We start from the raw sequence: 21270 nt of genomic DNA on the forward strand, positions 1-21270 counted from the left end.
TTGAAACTCTGAGGTTACATCGCTTACCACGTGATACCTTGACTCTTCCCTTCCCCGGTTCTTCTCTACCGTGACATAGGAATCACCGGGGTAGTTGGCGATCACATTCATCGGAAAGGCTTCCTCGAAGGCGGCGGCCAACTTCGGCTGGTTCTCCTTCACCGACAATAGGTAGTCAGCACCTTGTTGGCGGATCGTTTGGGCGATCTTTTTCTGGCAGCCCATGGCATCAATGGTGACCAAGCAGCCGTGGAGATCCAGTAGCTTCATCAGCTCAGGAATCGCGGTAATTTCGTTGCTCTTCTCGTCCATCTTGATCTGACCCAGCACCACACCGTTGTTGGCGGTACTGAAGGCACTGACCAGTCGGGTAGACCGGGCGATTGCTCGACCCGGCCCCCCACAGATCCGAGCATGCACGATTAGCGCACTCGGCTCCTCAACCATCAGATTCGCTGAAGACTCAGCACTGGTGAACTATTCGAGCGTATGGCAATGGTAGCAGAGCAAGTAGCTGATTGGCCTTATCCCATGAAAATGATGCCTTCTGGGATCGACGGCAGAGCCATTTGATCCATATTTTTTCCGCTTCTCTTCGAAAAAGTTGCAGTGCACGCATGTTCCCACGAATTCCGAAATATGCGTTATGACCTCGAACCTTGTTTGTCAACAGCCTATGCTGCTCACGCACCGGCAGGTGGCGGTACCGCTGGCACCACAGCGCAATGCGCTTGAGACCACGCCGCAGCCGCCCCTTGGCAGTTTTCCGTTTAACAATCAGCTTTCCTTGGCGGGATTTTCCCCAGTAGTGGGTAAAACCCAGAAAGTCGAAGGTTTCGGCACGCTGTCCTGGTAGCGGCCGGAACCGCACCAGCCGGGTCTTGGTCGGGTGCAGGGTCAGGCCGTAACGCGCGAAGCGCTTGGGCAGTACCTCCAGCACCTTGCGGGCATCGGCTTCATTGCTGAACGCCAGGCGCTGCTATCCGCAATTGTGACGTGTACATGGACACAGGTTCCTGTGTACCTGCCATGTTTCCCTCTCGCGGTTCTGATGGTTGGTCGCCCCTTCCCTCCAGCGGGTCCCGTCGAGCCGGTTCCCCACCTTCTTCGGTACTATGAGCGACTCCGACTCCCACCTTTCCGTCCGGCTGGCTCCTTGTGATCGCCTGGCCGTACCCCCTGAGTGCCTGTAGATTCGCTTCTGTTACCGTCAGACACGACAGCACCAGACCGGGAGCTTTCGGAGCAGGCAGCCCCATACCTGATACCTTGCCTTTCGGGGGAGAAAGGTGGGCCTCCCAGGTTCCTGGGAAACCCCTGTGTGCACATGCCCTGCTCTCTGACACCGGCGGTCCTTGCTCACCAAGCCGGATACAGTGAGTTCGTATTGCCTTCCGGTTCCACAACGCCGTCGGCGACCGCAATACGCGCATTTCGGTGCTCAATCACACGGCCTGTACACTCGCTGCCTACGCTTCACGACGATGGTTGCCCAGCGCCGCGCAAGGCTCGCTACCGGCTGGCGGCTACCCTTGGCCGGGTGGGACTTTCACCCACTAGGTTTCGTCTCATCCTTTCCACCTCGTACAGCGGTTTCCCGGATGACCAGGCTTCGCCTGGCGCACTGTGTATGGCAGCCTTGTCCTTTCCTCGGCAATAGGAGCCACGCAGCGTTTTGCCATCAATCGCCACCACTGCCCTATCCGTGGCCTCATGACAGGCCTTCATCCAGTCGGCAAAGGCCTCCTGTAGCTGAGTGGCGTTGATCAGCGCCATGACGCGAGCCAGGGTGTCATGGCTGGGCACGCCCTCTGAAAAATCGCCGTACTGGCGGAGAAAGCCGAGCTTCGCGTGCCCAAAATCCTCTATCTCCTCCCAACCCTCCGCACCACAGATTACCGCACAGACCGTCAGGAACAGGATATCTGACAGCTGATGGCGGATTTTCCAGGCCTGACGGAAGTCAGGAATGATCGATAAATGGTGCATCAATGAAGGTGTCAGCATGAGGGCCATCCGTGAAAAAATGCATTAGCGTTTCACGGTAGGCGGATTTCGATTGCCCTACAAGCCCCGTCGTAGAGCGGTTTGTCGTACATTTTCCCTGCCATAGCGTTCAACGCGCTCCCAGGAGCGTCAGGCAGTCCAGCAGCCGCATCTGGTGGTGGCGTCCGAGCAGTTCCACCACGTCAGGCTGTCAACGTCAGCGGCTGCAGCCGGCGGCTACGCGCATTATCCAGTAAGCCTACTTCGGATAACATGCGAAAGGCCACCTGCCCCATCTTTCGTCTAGAGGACGCCGTCCACCCGGTAATGGCGGGATCACGATAGGCACGGTCGGCAAGAAAATCATCCCACTGGTAGGGCTCAAGGCGCTCGGCCTGGGTCACGACGGCACCGGCCACCACCGTTTCCAGGAATTCCACCAGCAGCAGGTTGCGGGCCAGCGCCGCACAGAACGCCACCTGGGTGGCCAGCTGGTCATCTTCTTCACTCAACGCCCCCCCAGAACGGCGCAGGAAGCCGTATAAGCCGTTTGCGGATCGCCTGCGCCTGGCCGTGGCCGGCCGCGCCTTCTGGAGGCGATTCTTGTCGAGAATGGCCGCCTTCCAGGCCGCGTCATCGACGCCGGCCAGCAGCAGCTCCGCCACGATGCGGCTCTCGCGGACCATGAGCGAGCCGCCGATGAGGTCGAAGTTGTAGTGGAAGTTATGGCTGATAATATTCACAAGGACTCGTAGATAAAAGCCTTAAAAGGATCATCTGCTATAAGAAAAGCTTTCAACATACCATAGCTTCCGCCCATCCGGAGTTACTATCTCCACTTCATCATCGATTTCTTTACCTAAACAGGCTTTAGCCGCAGGCGAATTAATTGAAACATAGCCCTGTTTTCCATAAATCTCGTCAACACCTACAATCCGAAACTTCATCTCCCTGCCATCGTCACCAACAAGCACCACGTGGGCGCCAAAATAAATCTTACCCGCTTGATCCGGATGATAATCAACCACCTTAAGCTCATCCAGTCTTTTCCGGAGATACCTGACCCGCCTATCAATTTCCCTAAGTCTTTTCTTGTTATACTGATAATCTGCATTTTCCGACCTATCGCCTAGACCGGCCGCCCATGTCACCTTAGCTGTAACCTCTCTCCTCTCCACCCGCCAAAGATAGTCAAGCTCTTCTTTCAGGCTTTCATAGCCCTCTCTTGTTACAAGTGGATTCTTCATAGCTGACCTACAAGTTATTTAGAGCCTTTTTAATAGCATCAATTGTAGCAGCTTTGAACACCACCTGACCACCCTCACCCACAACCTCACCAAACTCAGTAGCGCGAAAATTCCACTTACCAACAAACTCATTGGATATCAGATATTCCAGCGCTCTTCTCTCCTGCTGGGAGAGCTTCTCTTCCTCGCCCGCTTGCTGTGACCTATGATCGTATACGTCTATTCTACTACCCGGAGGAATAATTTCATTGAGCTTGTTTTCAGCATTCTTGAGATCGGAAAGAAACGATCTAACAAGAAGCTTATGTTTAGCACTCGCAATCTCCTCTACCCAGTCATCACCACTTGGTGAGGGACGCTTAAGGAAACGCTGCACAAATCCCGCCAGAGCAGCCTCGTGGCCACCGGCGGGGTAGAATCTGACCTGTCCAACACCCGCTGACAGAGCCATCCGATGAAGCAGATCTCCTTCGCCCAGGCAGAGCACCAGAACAAGAAGAAGGTTACCCGCCGCGAGAGGTTCCTGACCCAGATGGAGGCCTTGGTGCCTTGGCAGCGGCTGATCGACGCGCTGTCGCCGGCCTACTTCCCGAACGCGGCGGGCAAGCGGGGTCGACCGCCAATCGGCCTGGAGCGCATGCTGCGCATCTACTTCCTCCAGCAGTGGTATGCCCTCGCCGATGAGGCGCTGGAGGATGCCATCTACGACAGCCAGGCGATGCGCGATTTCGTGGGCATCGACCTGGCCATCGAGAGCGTGCCAGACGCGACCACACTGCTGCGTTTCCGTCATCTGCTGGAGAAGCATGCCCTGACCCAGCGGATCTTCGAGGAGATCAACACCCACTTGGCCGAGCAGGGCCTGTTCATGCGCGAGGGTACCATCGTCGACGCCACCATCGTGGCGGCCGCCCCTTCCACCAAGAACAAGGCCAAGCAACGTGATCCGGAGATGAAGCAGACCCGGAAGGGCAAGCAGTATTACATGAAGGCCCATATCGGTGTCGATGCGGTCACCGGGCTGACCCACAGTGTCGCCGCCACCTCGGCCAACGTCGCCGATGTCACCATGGCCGGCCACTTGGTCCGGGACGATGACAAGCGGGTATACGGCGACGCGGGTTACACCGGCATGTGGAAGTACCTGGACGAAGAGAAGGATGCCCCGGATTCCCGGTGCTGTGTCGCCGCCAAGCGTGGTACCCTCAAGAAGATGGAAGACAGTCCCATGAAAACGCTGCTGCTGGCATTCGAGAAGGCCAAGGCCAGCATTCGCGCCAAGGTCGAGCATCCGTTTCATGTCATCAAGAACCTCTTCGGCTACCGGAAGGTTCGCTACAAAGGGCTGGCTAAGAATCAGGCGCAGCTGTTCACCCTGTTTGCTCTCGGCAATCTGGTGCTGGCAACACGATGCGAGGGCCAAGTCGACGGGGCCAGTGCGCCTTGAATCTGGCCTGGCAGCCGGGTTATCCGGCTGCCAGGGTAAACAGGCCACCTTCGGTGGTCATAAAGTGACCGTTGAGGCGGTGAATGTGCCGCCCTGAGCAGTTCATCCACTCAGGGACGAATTGATCAGCGGTTCCTTAGGAATAGTATTCGAAGAAAGGGGTTCTTTTACACCTACAACAAGAAGGAGCTCAACCGGGTGATCGCCCGGATCCGCTACCTGACCAAGCGGCTCGACGAGCTGACGGTGGTGGATCGCCTGCCGGCGGATACCGGCAGGGTCTACTTCGGCGCCTTCGTGACCCTGGAGGACGAGGAGGGTGAGGAGATGAGGATTCGCCTCGTCGGCCACGACGAGATCGACCCGGCCAAGCGCTGGATCAGCGTCGACTCGCCGCTGGCCAGGGCCCTGCTCGGCAAGCCCCTGGACGAGGAGGTCACGGTGGCCGCCCCAGGCGGCGAGACCACCTATGTGATCACCGAGATCGCCTATCGCGACCTCGGTAAATAGGCCAGCCATCGCCCGATCAGATCGCCCGATAAATCGGGCTCCTACATGCGCCGTAGGAGCGCGATTTATCGCGCGATTCCTGTTCCGCTGATCAGCGCTTGACCGCCCGGTAGACCCGGAAGCGCCGGTCGTCGGCGAGGAGCTCGAAGCCGCCGAAGGCGCGCTCCAGCCGGTCCGGGTAGGGCAGGAAGGCGTTGGCCACGAGAAGCAGCTGCCCGCCGGGCTTCAGGTGTGCCGGCGCATCCAGGATCAGCCGCGCCGCGGGGCCATAGTCGATGGCGCGCTCCTGGTGGAACGGCGGGTTGCTGACGATGGCATCGAAGGTGCGCCCGGCCAGCGCCGAGTAGACGTCGCTCTCGACCGCCTCCCCCGCCAGGCCGTTGGCCGCCAGGGTCCGCCGGGTCGCCTCCACCGCGAAGGCGTTGACGTCCACCGCCGTGACCCGCGCCCCGCGGCGCGCCAGCCAGGCGGCCAGGATGCCGTCGCCGCAGCCCATGTCTAGAACATCGCCTAGAACATCGCCGAGCCTCTCCCCTGCCGGCAGCGCGTCGGGCAGCGTCTCCAGCAGCAGCCGGGTGCCGTCGTCCAGCTTGCCGTGGCCGAACACCCCGGGATGGCTGGCCAGCGCGATCCGCTCCTCGCCCAGCTCGGCCGCGAAGGTGGTCCAGGCGGCGTCCGGGTCGATCGCCGTCCGCCCCAGCCGGGTCTCGAAGAGCGAGCAGCGCCGGGCGCTGTCGAGCTTGCGAGAGCCCAGCCCGAGGGCGGCCAGCACCTTGAGCACCCGCTTGATGCCGCCCTGGTTCTCCCCCACCAGCTGCAGCGGCGTGCCCTCGGGCAGGATGGCGCAGAGCCACAGCAGCCACCACTCCCCCAGGGCGTGGCTCTTGGGCCAGAACAGCACGGCCCCCCCGGGGGCTCCGTGGTCGCTCACCGACGGGGCGTCAAAGGGGGAGTGCGCCGGACGGCCGACCGCCCGCCAGGCGGCGCGCAGGGCCAGATCGGCGCTGATCGCCGTGCCCTCCCCCGCCTCCAGCCAGGGGTCCCGGGGCGGGGCCACCCACCACCAGCCGCGGTAGTCGGCGTCCTGGCGCGCCAGCAGCTGGCAGGTGGGCATCCGGGCGTCGCTCGCTCGGGCGTCTAGGGTCTGGTGGGTCACGCGTCGGGCTCCTTGTGGATGGCAGGGGTGGTGGTGGCAGATAAAGGGTCCGGGCGCGCCAGGGTGTAGAGCAGGTAGCGCCCCAGGCGCCAGTGGGGATCGACCCGGCAATAGCGCCGCTCCAGCGCCAGCAGCGCCGCGCGGTCGTCGTCGCGCTCCGGCGGGCGGCGCAGGTAGTCGTGGAAGACGCGGATGCCGGCCACGCCGCGGATCGCCAGGCCCAGCTCGGCGCTCCAGGCCTCGACCTGGGCGTGGGTCAGCGGCGAGATCGGCGTCAGGCGCAGGCGCCTTCCCTTGCCCTCCAGGCGGTCGGCCAGGGCCTTCTCCAGGTTGCCCTTGACCACGTTGGAGAAGCGCAGGGCGTCGCGGTTGAAGACCATCAGCGAGAGCTGCCCGCCCGGCGCCAGTTGGCCGGCCAGGGTGGCCAGGGCCGCGCGCGGGTCGGCCAGCCACTCCAGCACCGCATGGCAGACGATCAGCGACCAGGGCCCCGGCGCCGCCTCGGGCAGCGCCTGCAGCGGCGCCTGGGTGAAGGTCACCGGCTGGCCCACCAGGGACTCGCGGGCGCGGGCCAGCATCTCGCCGGAGGGCTCGACCAGGGTCACGGCGTGACCGCGCCCCGCGAACCAGCCGGCCAACTGGCCCAGCCCGCCGCCCACGTCGAGCACCGGCTGGCCGCGCAGCGCGAGCAGCTCCGGCAGCAGCTGGTCGAGCAACGCCAGGCGCAGCTCGCCCCGGGCGCCCCCGTAGAGGCTCACCGCAAACTTGTCGGCCAGGCCGTCGAAGTAGCGATCGCCGGCCATTATCCCCTTCCGATCGACCGCGGCAGATGGCGGGCCCACTTCACCTCGGCCTCCAGCTGCGCCGCCAGGGCCAGCAGGCGGCGCTCGTCGCCCATGGGTCCCACCACCTGCACCCCCACCGGCAGCCCCTCGGGGGTGATGTGCAGGGGCAGCGACATGGCCGGCTGGCCGGTCAGGTTGGCCAGCTGGGTGAAGGGGGTCAGGCGCAGCGAGTCGGCGGCCAGGCGCTTGAGGAGGCCAGCCTTGAGGGCCAGCCGGGAGGCCCCGGGAATCGCCAATAGTGCCATCAGCCGCTCCCGGGCGGGCGTCGGGTAGAGGTCGCCGCGGCGCGGCGCCGGGGTGGCGGCCACCGGCATCAGCAGCAGGTCGAAGCGAAGGTGGAAGGCCGCCATGTCCCGGGCCACCCGGTTCCAGTGGCGCTTGGCGGCCTCGTAGTCCCGGGCCGGCAGGCAGCGGCCCAGGCGGCCGATGGCCCGGGTGGCCGGCTCGATGTCGAGTCTCGGCACCGGCACCTCGGTCTGCTCGCTGATCCAGGCCAGGTCCGCCGCCAGGTGGCCCAGGTAGAGGGTCAGGTAGCTGTCGGCCAGCTCCCCGCCACACACCGGCGGGTCGGCCCACTCCACATGGTGGCCCAGCCCCGCCAGCCGCTCGGCGGCCTGCTCCACGGCCAGCCGCACCTCGGGGTCCAGGCGGGTACCCAGCGCGGCCCCCAGCGGCTCGCCCAGCGACACCGCCACCCGCAGCGGCGCGGGCGGTCGCGCCAGGGCGGCCAGGAAGCCCGCCTCCCGGGGCAGCGGCCAGGGGCTGCCCGCGTCCATGCCGTTGATGGCATCGAGCAGCGCGGCGCTGTCGCGCACGCTGCGGGTCAGGGCGTGCTCCACCACCGCCCCCTGCCACACCTCGCCGAACATGGGGCCCAGGGGCACCCGCCCGCGAGAGGGCTTGAGGCCAAAGAGCCCGCAGTGGCTGGCCGGGATGCGGATCGAGCCGCCGCCGTCGCCGGCCAGGGCCAGGGGCACCAGGCCGCCGGCCACCGCGGCGGCCGCCCCGCCGCTGGAGCCGCCGGGGGAGCACTCGGGCGCCCAGGGATTGACCGGGTGGGGAAAGGCGCGAGGCTCGGTGATGCCCATCAGCCCCAGCTCCGGGGTGGCGGTCTGGCCGAGGATCGCGAGGCCGGCCTCGCGCAGCCGCGTCACCAGGCTCGAGTCCTCGGGGGCGCGCCACTCCGCCAGGGCGGCACTGCCGAAGGCCAGCGGCTCGCCGCCGATGGCCATCAGCAGGTCCTTGGTCAGGGTGGGCACCCCGGCGAAGGGGGCGGCGGGGTCGCTGCCACGCCCCTCCTCGCGGGCCTGCGCGAAGCGGGTGCGCACCACCGCGCCCAGCGCGGGGTTGTCGGCCTCGATGGCCGCGCAGGCGGCGGAGAAGACCTCGCCTGCGCTCACCTCGCCGGCGCGGATCAGCGCCGCCAGGCCCAGTCCGTCCTGGGCACGATAGTCGCGAACCTCCATTCCCGCCCTCCCTCGCCGTGGTTCCCTCACCGGGTGCCGCTCCAGCCTACCCCTCTGCCGGCGCGCTTACCACGCCCCGTCGCCGCGCCAGCCGCTCGCGGCCGTGCTCCAGCCAGGAGAGCAGCGCCGGCGTCACCAGCAGCACCAGCAGGGTCGAACCGCCCAGGCCGAAGGCGATGGAGGTGGCCATGGGGATCAGGAACTGCGCCTGCAGCGAGGTCTCGAAGAGCAGCGGCAGAAGCCCGCCGATGGTGGTCAGCGAGGTGAGCAGCACCGCCCGCACCCGCTGCACCACCGCCTCGTTGAGCGCCTCGTCGATGGCCAGCCCGCGTTCGCGCTGCTCGCGGTAGAAGCTCACCAGGATGATGGCGTTGTTGACCACGATGCCGGAGAGCCCGAAGAGGCCGAAGAGCGAGAGGATGGTCAGGTCGATGCCCATCGCCCAGTGGCCCAGCAGCGCCCCCACCAGCGAGAAGGGAATGATCGCCATCACGATCAGCGGCAGGCTCCAGGAGGCGAACACCCAGGTCAGCACCCCGTACATCAGCCCCAACCCCACCAGCAGGCCGAGGCGCATGTCGGCCAGGGTCTCGCGCTGGTCGGCGGCGCGCCCTTCGAAGCTGTAGTGCAGGTGGTGGTCCCGGGCCAGGGCCGGCAGCAGCTCCGCCGAGAGGCTCTCCCGCACCTGCTCCGCGGAGGTGACGGCGGTATCGAGCTCGGCGGTGACCTCCACCGCCAGCTGGCCGTCGGCGTGGCGCAGCGCCTCGAAGCCCTGGCGGTGGTCCAGCTCCATCACCTGGGTCAGCGGCACCTGGCGGGCGTCCGGCAGGCGCACCGCCAGGCCGGAGAGGGTGGCGAGGCGCTCGCGCTGCTCGCGGGGCAGCTGCACCCGCACCTCGATCTCGTCGGCCCCGGCCTGGTGGATCTGCACAACCTGGCCGTCGAAGGCGGTACGCAGCTGGCGGCCCAGCTCGGCGGTGGTCAGGCCCAGCGCCTCGCCGTAGGCGTTGACCCGGTAGACCAGCTGCTCGCGCCCCCAGGGCATGTCGTCCTCGGTGTCGAGCACCCCGGAGAGGCCGGACATCGCCTGGGCCAGGGTGTCGGCGGCCAGGCGCAGCGCCAGGGCATCCTCGCCGGTGAGGCGCACGTTGATGTCGCGCCCCGGCGGCCCGGCGGCGCGCTCGGTGATGCTGAGGGCATCGAGCCCGGCCGGCAGCGCGATGCGCTCGCGCCAGGCGCGGATGAAGGCGGCATTGCGCACCTCGCGGTCATCCGGCGAGATCAGCTCGATCATCAGCGAGCCCACCTCGTCGGCGCTGCGCCCGGGGGAGCCGCCCTCCAGGGTGGTGCCGTAGCGCGACACCGCCAGCTTGACCAGGCCGCCGCCCAGCTCGCGGTCGGTCTCCTCCAGGGTCGCCTGGAGGTGGTCGACGAAGGCGGCCACCTTGGCCCGGTCGGTGCCGGCCACGAAGCCGGCGTTGGCATAGACCACGCTGGACTCCGGCGACGGGAAGAAGGTGAAGCCGAGCCGTCCGCCGGCCAGCAGCCCCGCGGTGACCAGGGTAAGCGCCAGGGCGCAGGCCAGGGTGGCGCCGCGATGGCGCAGGGTGAGCGCCGAGAAGCGCCGGAAGGGGCCCTGGCGGAAGGCGTCGAAGCGCACCTCGAAGCCCTCGCGCAGCCGGGCGATGCCGCCCAGGCGGGGCGCCCTCGCCCGTGGCACGAAGGCGTTGCGCAGGTGGGCCGGCAGCACCACGAAGCACTCGAGCAGGGAGGCGATCAGCACGCAGATCATGATGATCGGGATATCGCCGAGGATGTTGCCGATCACCCCGCCCACCATCAGCAGCGGCATGAAGGCCGCCACCGTGGTCAGCGACGAGGCCACCACCGGCCACAGCATGCGCCGCGCGGCCCCCGCCGAGGCGTGGCGCGGCGCCTCTCCGGCGCGGTAGTGGGCGTCGGCGTCCTCGCCCACCACGATGGCGTCGTCGACGATCACCCCGAGCGCCATGATCAGCGCGAACAGCGACATCATGTTGATGGAGCCGCCGATGCCCCAGAACACCCCCAGGGCCGCCATGAAGGCGGTGGGAATGCCGATGGCCACCCACAGCGCCACCCGGGCCGGCAGGAAGAAGTAGAGCAGGATCACCACCAGCAGCAGGCCGCTGGCGCCGTTCACCAGCAGCAGCGAGATGCGCTCGTCGATCAGCTGCCAGGACTCGTCATAGACCTCGAGCTCGACGCTTGGCGGCAGGGTCGGGCGCACCTCGGTCAGCCAGTCGTCCAGCACCCGGGCGGCGGCCAGGGAGTTGCCCGCCTCGGCGCGCTGCAGCACCAGCTCCGCCGCCGGGTGCCCGCGGTAGGCGAGCTCTACCTGCCCTTCCCTGGGCTCCTGGCGCACGGTGGCGATATCCCCCAGGCGCAGCTGCACCCGGTCGCCGCTGAGAATGGGCAGGTCCTCGAAGCCCAGGGCGTCGCGCCGCTGCTGCAGCGAGCGCAGCTCCCGGGCGCTGTCGCGCTGGCCCAGCAGGCCCGCCGGCAGGTCCCGGGACATCCCCTCCACCCGCTCGGCGATCTCCCCCAGCGATAGCCCGAGCCCCTGCAGGCGCTCTGCGGGCACCTCGATGCTGATCTGCTGGGCCGGAAGCCCGGTAATCTCCACCCGATCGATGCCAGCGAACAGCAGCTCGTCCTCGAAGCGCTGGGCCAGCTGACGCAGCTCCTGGGGCGCCAGGTCGCCGTGGACCAGCAGCCTCGCCACCGGTTCAAAGCGGGCCAGGCGCGACACCTCGGGCGTCTCGGCGTCCGCCGGCAGATTGGTGAAGCTGTCCACCTGCTGGCGCACGTCGTCCAGGGCCAGCACCGGGTCGGTGCCCTCGTGAAACTCCAGGGTGATATTGGCAATGCCCTGGGCCGAGGTGGAGGTCATGCGCTTGAGGCCATCGAGGCTGCGCAGGCGCTGCTCCAGGGGGTTGGTGATGCCCTGCTCGATGTCCTCGGCGGAGGCACCGCTCCACACCACCCGCACGCTGACCACGTCCAGGGCGAAGGTGGGGAAGAACTGGATGTTCATGCGGGCGATGCCCAGCGCCCCGCCCAGCAGCATCACCAGCATCACCAGGTTGGCGGCCACCCGGTGGTGGACGAAGAAGCCGATCAGCCCGCCACGCCGCCTCACCGGTGCGCCCCCTCGACGGCCGGGATCTCGGCCACTTCGACCCTGAGCCCCTGCATGGCGTTGGGCAGGTGGGTGGCGATCACCCGATCGCCCTCGGCCAGCCCCGGGGCCCGCACCAGCTGCCAGCGCTCGCCGTCGGGGCCCCGGGTCTCGCCCAGGCGCTCGACCCGCTGGCGCTCGAGCCGTGCGTCCTCATCGATGCGGTAGAGCAGGTCGCTGCCGTGCAGGGCGCTGAAGGGCACCGCCAGGGCATTCGCCACCGCCGGGCGCTCCAGCAGCACCGCCACCAGCGCCCCCGGGCGCAGCCCGGCGGCCGGGCCATCGAGGGCGAGGATCGCCTCGGTGCCGGCGGGGTCGCTGTCGCCGGCCAGGCGCTGGAGCACGAAGCGCTGACCGCCCTCCTCGGCGGTGGCCACCAGGGGCTCGCCGTGCTCCAGGCGCTCCGCCAGCTCGGCCTGGTAGCGGCTCGGCACCCGGGCGCGCAGCTCCAGCCCCTCGGCGGGATAGAGCGAGAGCAGCGGCGCCCGCGCCGCCACCTGGTCACCCGGGGCCACCTCTACATTGGTCACCACCCCCGCGAAGGGCGCCAGCACCCGGCCGCGCTCCCGGTCGCGCTGGGCGGTGTCCCGCGTCGCCCGGGCGCGGGCCAGCCGCGCCTCCAGACTGGCCAGGCGCGTGGGGTGTTCGGCCAGCGCGCTCTCCCGGGTGGTCACGCTGAGTCGGGCCCGGGCCACGGCGTCGCGGGCGGCGTCGAGGTCCGCCTGGGAAGCCAGGTTGCGCTCCACCAGCGAGCGGTTGCGCTCCAGCTGGCGGTTGGCGCTGGCCAGAAGCTCTCGCTCACCCTCCAGGGCCCGGCGGTCGTTGTCGTGGCGCAGGCGCTCGTTGGCCACCTGGGCCTCCAGGTCCGCCACCTCCGCCTCGGCCTGGCGCAGCGGCGGCAGCAGGTCGGCGTCATCCAGGGCCACCAGCAGCGTGCCCGCGTCGACCCGCTGGCCGTCGCGCACCGGACGCTCGGCCACCCGGGCGGCGATGGGCGCCACCAGGCTGACCCGCTCCGGCGCCACCAGCTCGCCGAACAGCGGCAGCACCGGCACGTGCTCGGCGTGGGCCACCGTCAGCGCCTCGACGCGCCAGCTGCGCTCCTGGGGCACGGCCGGCGGCGGCTCCGGGCGCGTCAGGCGCAGGGCCATGAAGCCGGCGATGCCGAGGGCGAGGATCAACAGCGGTAGCAGGCGCTTGAGCATGGGGAGGTCCGTGCCGGTGATTAGCAGGGTCTACTATACGCCGCTAACGGCGGGCAACGAACGGCCGAGGCCAACGCTGCGGCAAGGTAACGCAGCGCGATTCCTGCCCCCGGCACGGTTTCACTCACCGGCGACTTTCCCTATAATGCGCACCGCGTCGCCCCCTTAGCTCAGCTGGATAGAGCGTCCCCCTCCTAAGGGGAAGGTCTCAGGTTCGAATCCTGAAGGGGGCGCCAGAGTTTTCAAGAGCTTAGCACCACAAGCCTGGCGCAAAAGCTCAGAAAAACCACCTCCGCCCCCTGCCCCGCCCCCTAGATTAAGTAGCGCTACCTTAGCCAAGCGTTAGCTTTACCGCATGCCCCTTTTCGACCAACGTGGCGACAGCACAAGCAGCTCGCTCCCCTCATTCCGGCCAAAACTTGCTGACGTTGCGCGGGGGGAAGCTGCCCAACGGTGAGACCATCCGTGACGATGACATCCGCTGGATACTCGGTCATGCCAACGGGCCGATGACGTCGCGCTATGGACGAGGCCAGCACTTGGGCTTTCTGCGAGATATTGTCGAGGCGGTTGCCTATCCCGAGGTCGATCTCGGATCGATTCAGTGGAAGACGTTCAAGGCAAGGGCGCGACTCAGGCGATCTTGACACTCACCCTGCCTGATCCTATGATTCGGTCATCCACGCCCCTGGCAGTAAGCCATCCCGCCCATCCTGGGATGCGCCGAGCCCTGGGGCGTTTTCGTTTCTGGAGAACGAAGCGTGCCAACAGCGATACTTGTGGACGGCGCTTACTTCATCAAGCGCTTCCGCCGGATAGAGCCCGACAACGCCTACGATGCGCAGCGGGCTGCTGATTGCCTGCACCGATGGGCTGTCAGTCACCTCCACGACGGTAACGGCAAGCGTTCACGACACGCCAACCGCCGCCGCGACCTCTATCGGATCTTCTTCTACGACTGCCCTCCCTTGGTCAAGAAGATGCACAACCCAATCACCAAGAAAGCAATCGACTTCTCAAATACGAATGAGGCGCGATTCCGCTCCGAGCTACACTCTGCGCTTCTGAGCAAGCGAAAGCTCGCTGTTCGACTCGGCCACTTGTCAGAAGACGCCCAGTGGACAATCAAACCGCAGGTCATACGGAAACTGCTCAAGGGCCAAGCCAAGTTCGAGGACCTGGATGAGAACGACGTTCAGGTCGACACGAGGCAGAAAGGCGTCGATATGCGGATCGGCGTCGACGTGACCTCATTGACGCTAAAGAAGCAGGTCGACCAGATCGTGCTGATCGCTGGCGACGCTGACTTCGTCCCTGCTGCGAAGATTGCACGGAGAGAGGGAATCGACTTCGTGCTGGACCCGATGTGGCAGCAAATTCCAGCCGGTTTGCATGAGCACATCGACGGTCTGAGAACCACCTGCCCGAAACCTAAACCGGTTGAGAAAGCAAAGCAGTAAGGGAGTGCTTCCTAGCAGCCTGTCGGGTTTTCGATAACGTCGTGAGATACTCGCTCCTGCCACCACCACCGGAACGTCGCCATGAGCCGCTTCATCCCCGTTGACCGCCAGACCGACTATCTTCTGCCGCCTTCCGTGGACGAGTGGCTGCCCGATGACCACCTGGCGCGCTTCGTGGTGGATGTCGTCGAGCAGCTGGACCTCTCCGCGCTGACGCGGCGGTACGCCGGTCGGGGACATAAGGCCCATCACCCGGCGGTGTTGCTGAGCCTGCTGGTCTACGGCTACGCCACCGGGGTGTATTCCAGCCGCAAGATCGAGCGGGCCACCTATGACTCGGTGGCGTTCCGCTATCTGGCCGCCAACACCCATCCCGACCATGACACGCTGGCCACCTTCCGGCGGCGCTTCCTGCCCGAGCTGGAGCAACTGTTCGTCCAGGTGCTATTGCTGGCCCGCGAGATGAAACTGCTCAAGCTCGGTAGCATCGCGCTGGATGGCACCAAGCTCAAGGCCAACGCCAGCAAGCACAAGGCGCTGTCGTATGGCCATGCCAAGAAGTTGGAAGCGCAGCTCAAGGCCGAGGTGAAGGCGCTGACCCAGCGGGCCGAGTCCGCGGATCGGGATGACGCCGCCGATGGCATGGATATCCCGGCGGAGATTGCCCGACGCGAACAGCGCCTGGCGGCGATCGCCGAGGCCAAGGCCAAGATCGAAGCGCGGGCCGAGGAGCGGGACGCTGTCGAGCAAGCCGCCCATCAGGAAAAGGTGGCGCGACGCGAGGCGCAGCGGAAGGCGGGGAAAAAGCCCCGCGGGCGGGATCCCGAGCCACCCACAGGCGGCCCCCGCGACAAGGATCAGGTCAACCTCACCGACCCGCAGTCGCGCATCATGCCGGTGACCGGCAAGGCCTTCGACCAGTGCTATAACGCCCAGGCCGCGGTGGATACCGACACCCTGCTGGTGACCCACGTGCATGTTACCCAGGCGACCAACGACAAACAGCAGGTCATGCCCTTATTGACCGCCTGGCAGGGCTATCCCGAGGCACTGGGGCGCCCCCGCTGCCTGCTGGCCGACACGGGCTACTTCAGCGCGGCCAATGTCGAGGCTTGCCAGGAGCATGGCATCGAGCCCTTGTTTGCCATGAAGCGAGATGTCCACCACCTCCCGGTATTCGAGCGCTTTGCGGCGGATCCACCGGCACCGGAGAGTGCCGGGCCCGTCGAGCAGATGGCGCACCGCCTGAAGACCCGGGCGGGACGCGCGCTCTATGCACTGCGCAAGCATACGGTGGAACCGGTCTTCGGCATCATCAAGCACGTGATGGGGTTCCGGCAGTTCTCGCTGCGCGGTCTCGACAACGTCAGTGGGGAATGGTGCTTGGCCCCCTCCAAAGGGGAAGGTCTCAGGTTCGAATCCTGAAGGGGGCGCCAGGAATCGACACGACGGCCACCCGGCGACTCGCCGCGGTGGCCGTTACGCTTCCTGAACCGGGGTTTCGCCGCTTCGGGCGACTGGGGACTCCTTCCTTATCGATGTATCCGGCGCTGAGCTGCGGTCTTGCTGGCCCAACCCGCTGCGGTTCTGAGCCTGCTCGGGGGATCAGCGAGTCAGATCGCTGGTGGCCTCCTCCGCCATCACCACCCGGTTGCGCCCGCCCGACTTGGCCAGGTAGCTGGCGCGGTCGGCGCGCTCCATCAGCGCCCGGTCGCTGTCGCCCTCCTCGCCCTCGAACATCGCCACGCCGAGGCTGGCGCTGATGCGGAACACCCGGCCCTCGTGCTCGAAGGCCAGCCCGACCAAGCGACGGCGGATCCGCTCGGCCACCTCGCAGGCCGTCTCGGGCGGCGACGCGGCCAGCAGGAGGGCGAACTCGTCCCCACCCAGGCGCGCCACCGCATCCTCGTCACGCACCGCCTCGCCCAGCGCTTCCGCCACCGCCTGCAGCAGGCGGTCGCCGGCGACATGGCCCGCGCTGTCGTTGACCACCTTGAAGCGGTCCAGGTCGAGCATCACCAGGGCCAGGGGATGGTCCGCCCGGCGCCGCGACCGCTCGCAGGCCGCCGCCAGCCGCCGGGCGAAACCGCGCCGGTTGAGGCAGCCGGTGAGGGCATCGTGCTCCGCCTCCCAGCGCTGGCGCCGCTCCCGCTCGTGGCGTTCGGTGATGTCCTGCACCAGCCCCACATAGCCCAGCCCCCGGCCGACCCCGCTCACCCGGCTGCCGTATACCTCCAGCCAGCGCCACTCGCCGTCGGGGGTGCGGAAACGGTAGAGCTGGCTCAGGGCCCCGCCCCGGGCCAGCGCATCGCGCCAGCCCAGCAGGAAGGCACTGCGATCCTCCGGATGCACCCGACGCAGCCAGGTCAGCGACCGGTAGTCCGCCAGTGCGATGCCGGAGAGGCGCGTCAGCGCCGGGTTGAGGTAGGTCACCTGGCCACGCAGGTCGGTCAGGAACATGCCCACCGGCGAGGAGGCCAGCACGGCCTGCAGGAAGGCCTCGCGGGACTCCAGCGACTCCATCGCCTCGCGGCGGCTCGCCTCGAGCCGGTTGAAGGCCTCGGCCACCTGCGTCAGCTCCACCATGTTGGTGTTCAGCTCCAGGCGCTGCGCCTTGCCCTGCCCCACCCGGGCGATCTGGCGCTCCAGGCGATGCAGCGGCCCCAGCCCCAGCCCCAGCAGCCACCACAACAGCGGCAGCATCAGGACCACGCTGAGGGTCCCCACCCAGCGCAGGTCGCGGGCATAGCGGCGGATCGGCGCCTGGAACTGCTCCAGCGGCAGATAGACCGCCACCACCCAGCCGGCCGGCCACACCTGGCGAAAGGCGACCAGGGCCGGCTCGCCGGCGAGCGTCAGCCCCTCGCCGCCGCCCTGCCAGCCCAGCAGCGCCCGGTCGAGCAGCGGGTGGGTGTCGGCACCCGGCAGGCGCCGCATCAGCCAGGCTTCCTCGGGGTGGCTGATCACCTGGCCGTCGGCGGTGGCGAGCATCACGTGCCCGGCCTCGCCCAGGCGGCGTCCATGCAGGTTGAGGTAGGCCGCGCCGTCCCGCAGGCTGCTGTTGCCGCCCACCAGGCCCAGGAAGCCGCCCGCCGCATCGAGCAGCGGATGGATCACCATCACCTGGTCGACGCCGGTCTCGCCGCCGCGGTAGGGCTCGCTGACATGGGGGCGCCGGAAGGCCTTCACGTGACGGAAGTAGTCGCGCTGGCCGATGGCCGGGCCACCCCCGGGGAAGGGCGGCCAGTCGGCCACCGGACGGCCCTCGGCGTCGAACACCATCAGGCGGTCGAAAAGCGCCAGCAGCGGCTGCTGGTCGCGCAGCCGCGCTTCCAGGGCGGGGTCGGCGATGTCGAGCTGCTCGGCCAGTCGCGCCATCACCCGCTGGCGCTCCGCCAGTTCCCGGGAGAGCTGGTCCGCCAGCAGCTGCGCCTCGTACTCCAGGTGCACGAGGTTCTCGTGGCGCGCCAGGGCGCCGCCGTTCAGGCTGCTGAAGCCGATCAGCGCCGCCACCAGCACCAGCCAGCCGAGGCCGATACCGATCAGCAGGCGCAGACGAAGGGAGATGGACAACCAGCCGGACAAGGAACCTCCCCGCACCAGGGCAGCGCGGAGGCGCCTCCCGAGAATCCCGGACACCGGCCGCCGCCACCCCTAACCGGCCTGGGAGCGGGGGGAGTGCCCATCGAGTCGATGGTGGCCCGGCTCAGCCGGCGGCGACAAGCCCTGGCCATCAACCCTGTCGCAACGCTGGCAGGCTGTCGCTCCCTGGCTCAGGCGTCCTCGCCGAGCACTTCCAGGCCCTCCAGCGAGCGGATCGACAGCTCGCGACCCGCCACCTTCACCAGGCCCTGGCGCTGGAAGCGCCCCATCACCCGGCTGACGGTCTCCAGGGCCAGCCCCAGGTGGCTGCCGATATCGGCACGGGACATGGTGAGCTGGAAGCGATAGCGGGAGTAGCCGCGGGCCTGGAAGCGCCGGGAGAGGTCGAGCAGGAAGCCCGCCAGGCGCTGCTCGGCGGTACGCCCCGAGAGCAGGCAGACCTGGCGCTGGTCGCCGCGCAGTTCGCGACTCATGCAGCGCATCAGCTCGGTGCGCAGGGCCTCGTGGCGCAGGGCCAGCGATTCCAGCTGCTCGAAGGGCAGCTCACAGACGAAGGTGCTCTCCAGGGCCACCACCGAGGCGGGGCAGTGGGTCTCGCCGATCGCCTCGAGTCCCACCGCCTCGCTCGGCAAGTAGAAGTGGATCACCTGCTCGTCCTCGCGTCCCGGCAAACGCATCACCTGCTTCAGGCTACCGGTGCGGACCAGGTAGAGGCTGCGAAAGAGCTGGCCCTGACGGACCAGCGCCTGACCACGCTTGAGCGGCTTGGGCTGCAGGATGATCTCGTCGAAGGCCTCCAGGGCCGCCGAGGAGAGGCTTCGGGTCAAACAGGCAGAGTGCAGCGAACACCCCTCGCAGTGCAGTTCTCCGTGCAGTTTCCGGGCCGGGCTGGCAGACATCATGCGTGCATCCTCGGCGTCTTGTGGTGGCTTCTTTTGGCCTCGATCAGCTTAGCCCATACGCGCCCGGTCGGGGCAAGCACGCCGGGTTGATCGGTATCCTCCCGCTCCCCTCGGCCCCCCTCCGCCCAGGGGTGAATTGAACCGGCCGACGCTTTCGCGTACTTTTCCGGGCCTTGCCGACTGCCATGGAACCCTGATGCCCCGTCTCAGCGCAGGCTACACCTCGAGCGGCATTGCCCGGATACGGATCCTGGCCGCCGTGCTGCCTGACTTTTCGCACCTTACCCGGCTGCGCGGCCCTGCGCGCCGGGTGGATGCCGTCATCGGCTGGGGGCTCAAGCCGACCGCCCGCAAGGCCAGGGCGCACGCCAGGCGGCGCAGCCTGCCCTATCTCGCCCTGGAGGATGGGTTCCTGCGCTCGCTGGGTCTGGGAGTCGAGGGCTTCCAACCGCATAGCCTAGTCGTCGATGCCCGCGGCATCTACTACGATGCCTCGCGCCCCTCCGACCTCGAGTGTCTGATCGCCGAGGGGGCCTTTGCCGACGACGAGCTGGCCCGTGCACGCCACTGCATGGCGCTGCTGCGTCGCTACCGGCTGTCGAAATACAATCACGCCCCCGATCGGCTGCCGGCCGGGCTGGCGTCGGATCGCGAACGCATCCTGCTGGTCGATCAGACCTGGGGCGACGCCTCCATTCACCACGGAGGCGCCAGCGCCGCCAGCTTTCAGCAGATGCTCGATGAGGCCCTGGAGGCCCACCCGCAGGCGGAAGTCCTGGTCAAGGTGCACCCCGACGTGATCGCCGGGAAGAAGCGGGGGCACCTGCTGGAGGCCGCGCGCCGACACCCTCGCTGTCGCCTGATCGGTGATGACCTCAACCCCTGGGCGCTGCTGGACATCGTCGATCACGTGCACGTCGTGACCAGCCAGCTGGGCTTCGAGGCGCTGATCGCCGGCAAGTCGGTGACCTGCCACGGCCTGCCCTTCTATGCCGGCTGGGGGCTGACCGACGACCGCCAGCGCTGCCCGCGCCGCAACCGGCCCCGCCGCCTGGAGCAGCTCTTTGCCGCGGCCTACCTGCGCTACTGCCGGTACGGCAACCCCTATACCGGCGAGCCCGACACCCTGGAAGGGACCATCGCCCTGATCGCCGACCAGAAGCGCCAGCGGGACCGGCTGGCGGGTGCCTGGACGGCCGGCGGCTTCTCGCGGTGGAAACGCGGCTTCGTGGGGAATTTCCTGGGGCCCGCGGCCCACCTGACCCACTACGCCGAGAGTCGGGCCGCCCTGGAGGCGGCACCCCCCGGGTCGCGCCACCTTGCCTGGGCCAGCCGCGTGGACGACGCCCTGGATGAGCAGTGTCGCCAGTGTCGGGTGACGCTGGCCCGCATGGAGGACGGCTTCATCCGCTCCGTCGGCCTGGGCGTCGACCTCGAGCGGCCCCTGTCGCTGGTGATCGACCACCTGGGGATCTACTACGACCCCTCGCGCCCCAGCGAGCTGGAAGGGCTGCTCGAGGAGGCGGCGTTTCCCGAGGACCTGCTGCGGCGCGCCCGCGCCCTGCGGGAGCGGCTGGTGACGCTGAAGCTCACGAAATACAACGTGGCGGGGGGGCAATTGCCCGGGCTCCCGCCGGGACGGCGCCGCATCCTGGTGCCCGGCCAGGTCGAGACCGACGCCTCCATCGCCCGCGGCTCCCCCGAGATCCGCACCAATCGGGCACTTCTCGAGGCGGTGCGCGCCCGTCATCCGGAGGCCCTGCTGCTCTACAAGCCCCACCCCGATGTGGTCAGCGGCGCTCGACTCGGGGCACTCGATGAGACCGCCCATCAGCTGTATGATCTCGACGTCGGCGACAGCCAGATCGCCGACCTGCTCGAGGCCGTGGACGAGGTTCACACCATGAGCTCGCTGACGGGCTTCGAGGCGCTGCTGCGGGGCAAGCGCGTCGCCACCTATGGCCTGCCGTTCTATGCCGGCTGGGGGCTCACGGACGATCAGATGACCTGCGCCAGGCGCACGCGCCGGCTGTCCCTGGATGCCCTGGTGGCGGCGACGCTGCTGCTCTACCCCACCTACGTGGCCCCGGACAGCGGCCAGCTGTGCAATGCGGAAACCGCCGTGGCCCTGCTGGAGCAGCGGCGTTCCCGCAGCCAGGCACCGGGGTGGAAGACCCGCCTCTACCGCCGCTATCGCAACACCTTCATTGGCAAGCATTGATG

15 protein-coding genes, 1 tRNA gene and 3 pseudogenes are annotated in these 21270 nt (G+C 67.5%); 6 read left to right on the top strand and 13 right to left on the bottom strand.

Features of this window, described 5'->3' with window-relative positions; translation table 11 throughout:
• The 6 genes and pseudogenes from J5F18_RS15840 to gmtX all read right to left on the bottom strand — a co-directional run.
• A pseudogene (locus J5F18_RS15840) lies at window positions 1-366 on the bottom strand (ISAs1 family transposase); the annotation flags it as partial.
• A 97-nt stretch (window positions 367-463) separates the two neighbouring features.
• Window positions 464-940, bottom strand: a complete 477-nt coding sequence (locus J5F18_RS15845; RefSeq protein WP_346299521.1) for a hypothetical protein — start codon at window positions 938-940, stop codon at window positions 464-466.
• A 686-nt stretch (window positions 941-1626) separates the two neighbouring features.
• Window positions 1627-2007 (bottom strand): annotated as a pseudogene (locus J5F18_RS15850) (ISAs1 family transposase); the annotation flags it as partial.
• A 182-nt stretch (window positions 2008-2189) separates the two neighbouring features.
• Window positions 2190-2729, bottom strand: a complete 540-nt coding sequence (locus J5F18_RS15855) for a BrxA family protein (protein WP_346299522.1) — start codon at window positions 2727-2729, stop codon at window positions 2190-2192.
• Window positions 2730-2759: 30 nt separating this feature from the next.
• The gene (greB, locus tag J5F18_RS15860) at window positions 2760-3233 is read right to left on the bottom strand and encodes a transcription elongation factor GreB (protein WP_346299523.1); all 474 of its coding nucleotides are present in this window, start codon (window positions 3231-3233) and stop codon (window positions 2760-2762) included.
• A gap of 7 nt (window positions 3234-3240) precedes the next feature.
• Window positions 3241-3684 carry a gamma-mobile-trio protein GmtX gene (gene gmtX, locus J5F18_RS15865; RefSeq protein WP_346299524.1) on the bottom strand — a complete coding sequence of 148 codons (444 nt, stop codon included), beginning with the start codon at window positions 3682-3684 and terminating at the stop codon, window positions 3241-3243.
• A 3-nt stretch (window positions 3685-3687) separates the two neighbouring features.
• Here gmtX and J5F18_RS15870 point away from each other — a divergent pair, with 3 nt between their 5' ends.
• Both J5F18_RS15870 and J5F18_RS15875 read left to right on the top strand, forming a co-directional pair.
• Window positions 3688-4680, top strand: a complete 993-nt coding sequence (locus J5F18_RS15870; protein WP_346299525.1) for an IS5 family transposase — start codon at window positions 3688-3690, stop codon at window positions 4678-4680.
• Window positions 4681-4848: 168 nt separating this feature from the next.
• A pseudogene (locus J5F18_RS15875) lies at window positions 4849-5190 on the top strand (GreA/GreB family elongation factor); the annotation flags it as partial.
• 91 nt (window positions 5191-5281) lie between these two features.
• On the opposite strand, the gene J5F18_RS15880 reads toward J5F18_RS15875, so the two are convergent.
• From J5F18_RS15880 to J5F18_RS15900, 5 genes are read right to left on the bottom strand one after another with little or no spacing between them, the layout of a single operon-like run.
• Window positions 5282-6304, bottom strand: a complete 1023-nt coding sequence (locus J5F18_RS15880; protein ID WP_346302256.1) for a class I SAM-dependent methyltransferase — start codon at window positions 6302-6304, stop codon at window positions 5282-5284.
• A 38-nt stretch (window positions 6305-6342) separates the two neighbouring features.
• On the bottom strand, window positions 6343-7149 hold the full coding sequence (locus J5F18_RS15885; protein ID WP_346299526.1) for a methyltransferase domain-containing protein: 807 nt from the start codon (window positions 7147-7149) through the stop codon (window positions 6343-6345).
• A complete protein-coding gene (locus tag J5F18_RS15890) occupies window positions 7149-8657 on the bottom strand; it encodes an amidase family protein (protein ID WP_346299527.1) in 1509 nt (502 codons plus the stop codon). Before J5F18_RS15890 ends, J5F18_RS15885 begins: the two co-directional genes overlap by 1 nt.
• 46 nt (window positions 8658-8703) lie before the next feature.
• Entirely contained in the window at window positions 8704-11838 is a 3135-nt protein-coding gene (locus J5F18_RS15895; RefSeq protein WP_346299528.1) for an efflux RND transporter permease subunit, read from the bottom strand.
• Entirely contained in the window at window positions 11835-13082 is a 1248-nt protein-coding gene (locus J5F18_RS15900; protein WP_346299529.1) for an HlyD family efflux transporter periplasmic adaptor subunit, read from the bottom strand. Before J5F18_RS15900 ends, J5F18_RS15895 begins: the two co-directional genes overlap by 4 nt.
• Before the next feature lie 159 nt (window positions 13083-13241).
• Here J5F18_RS15900 and J5F18_RS15905 point away from each other — a divergent pair.
• The 3 genes from J5F18_RS15905 to J5F18_RS15915 all read left to right on the top strand — a co-directional run bounded on the left by J5F18_RS15905 (window position 13242) and on the right by J5F18_RS15915 (window position 15967).
• Window positions 13242-13318, top strand: a tRNA-Arg gene (locus tag J5F18_RS15905).
• A 525-nt stretch (window positions 13319-13843) separates the two neighbouring features.
• Window positions 13844-14542, top strand: a complete 699-nt coding sequence (locus J5F18_RS15910) for an NYN domain-containing protein (protein ID WP_346299530.1) — start codon at window positions 13844-13846, stop codon at window positions 14540-14542.
• An 81-nt stretch (window positions 14543-14623) separates the two neighbouring features.
• Window positions 14624-15967: an IS1182 family transposase gene (locus tag J5F18_RS15915; protein WP_346299531.1), complete on the top strand. Its 1344-nt coding sequence runs from the start codon at window positions 14624-14626 to the stop codon at window positions 15965-15967.
• Window positions 15968-16147: 180 nt separating this feature from the next.
• On the opposite strand, the gene J5F18_RS15920 is transcribed toward J5F18_RS15915, so the two are convergent.
• Window positions 16148-18127, bottom strand: coding sequence for a diguanylate cyclase (locus J5F18_RS15920; protein WP_346299532.1), 1980 nt, complete (start codon window positions 18125-18127; stop codon window positions 16148-16150).
• A gap of 188 nt (window positions 18128-18315) precedes the next feature.
• Complete coding sequence (locus J5F18_RS15925; RefSeq protein ID WP_346299533.1) at window positions 18316-19047, bottom strand: helix-turn-helix domain-containing protein; 732 nt, start codon at window positions 19045-19047, stop codon at window positions 18316-18318.
• Between the two features lie 196 nt (window positions 19048-19243).
• Here J5F18_RS15925 and J5F18_RS15930 point away from each other — a divergent pair, with 196 nt between their 5' ends.
• Entirely contained in the window at window positions 19244-21268 is a 2025-nt protein-coding gene (locus J5F18_RS15930; protein ID WP_346299534.1) for a capsular polysaccharide biosynthesis protein, read from the top strand.
• The last annotated feature ends 2 nt before the right edge of the window (window positions 21269-21270 follow it).

This window comes from Halomonas sp. BM-2019 (assembly GCF_017584085.1).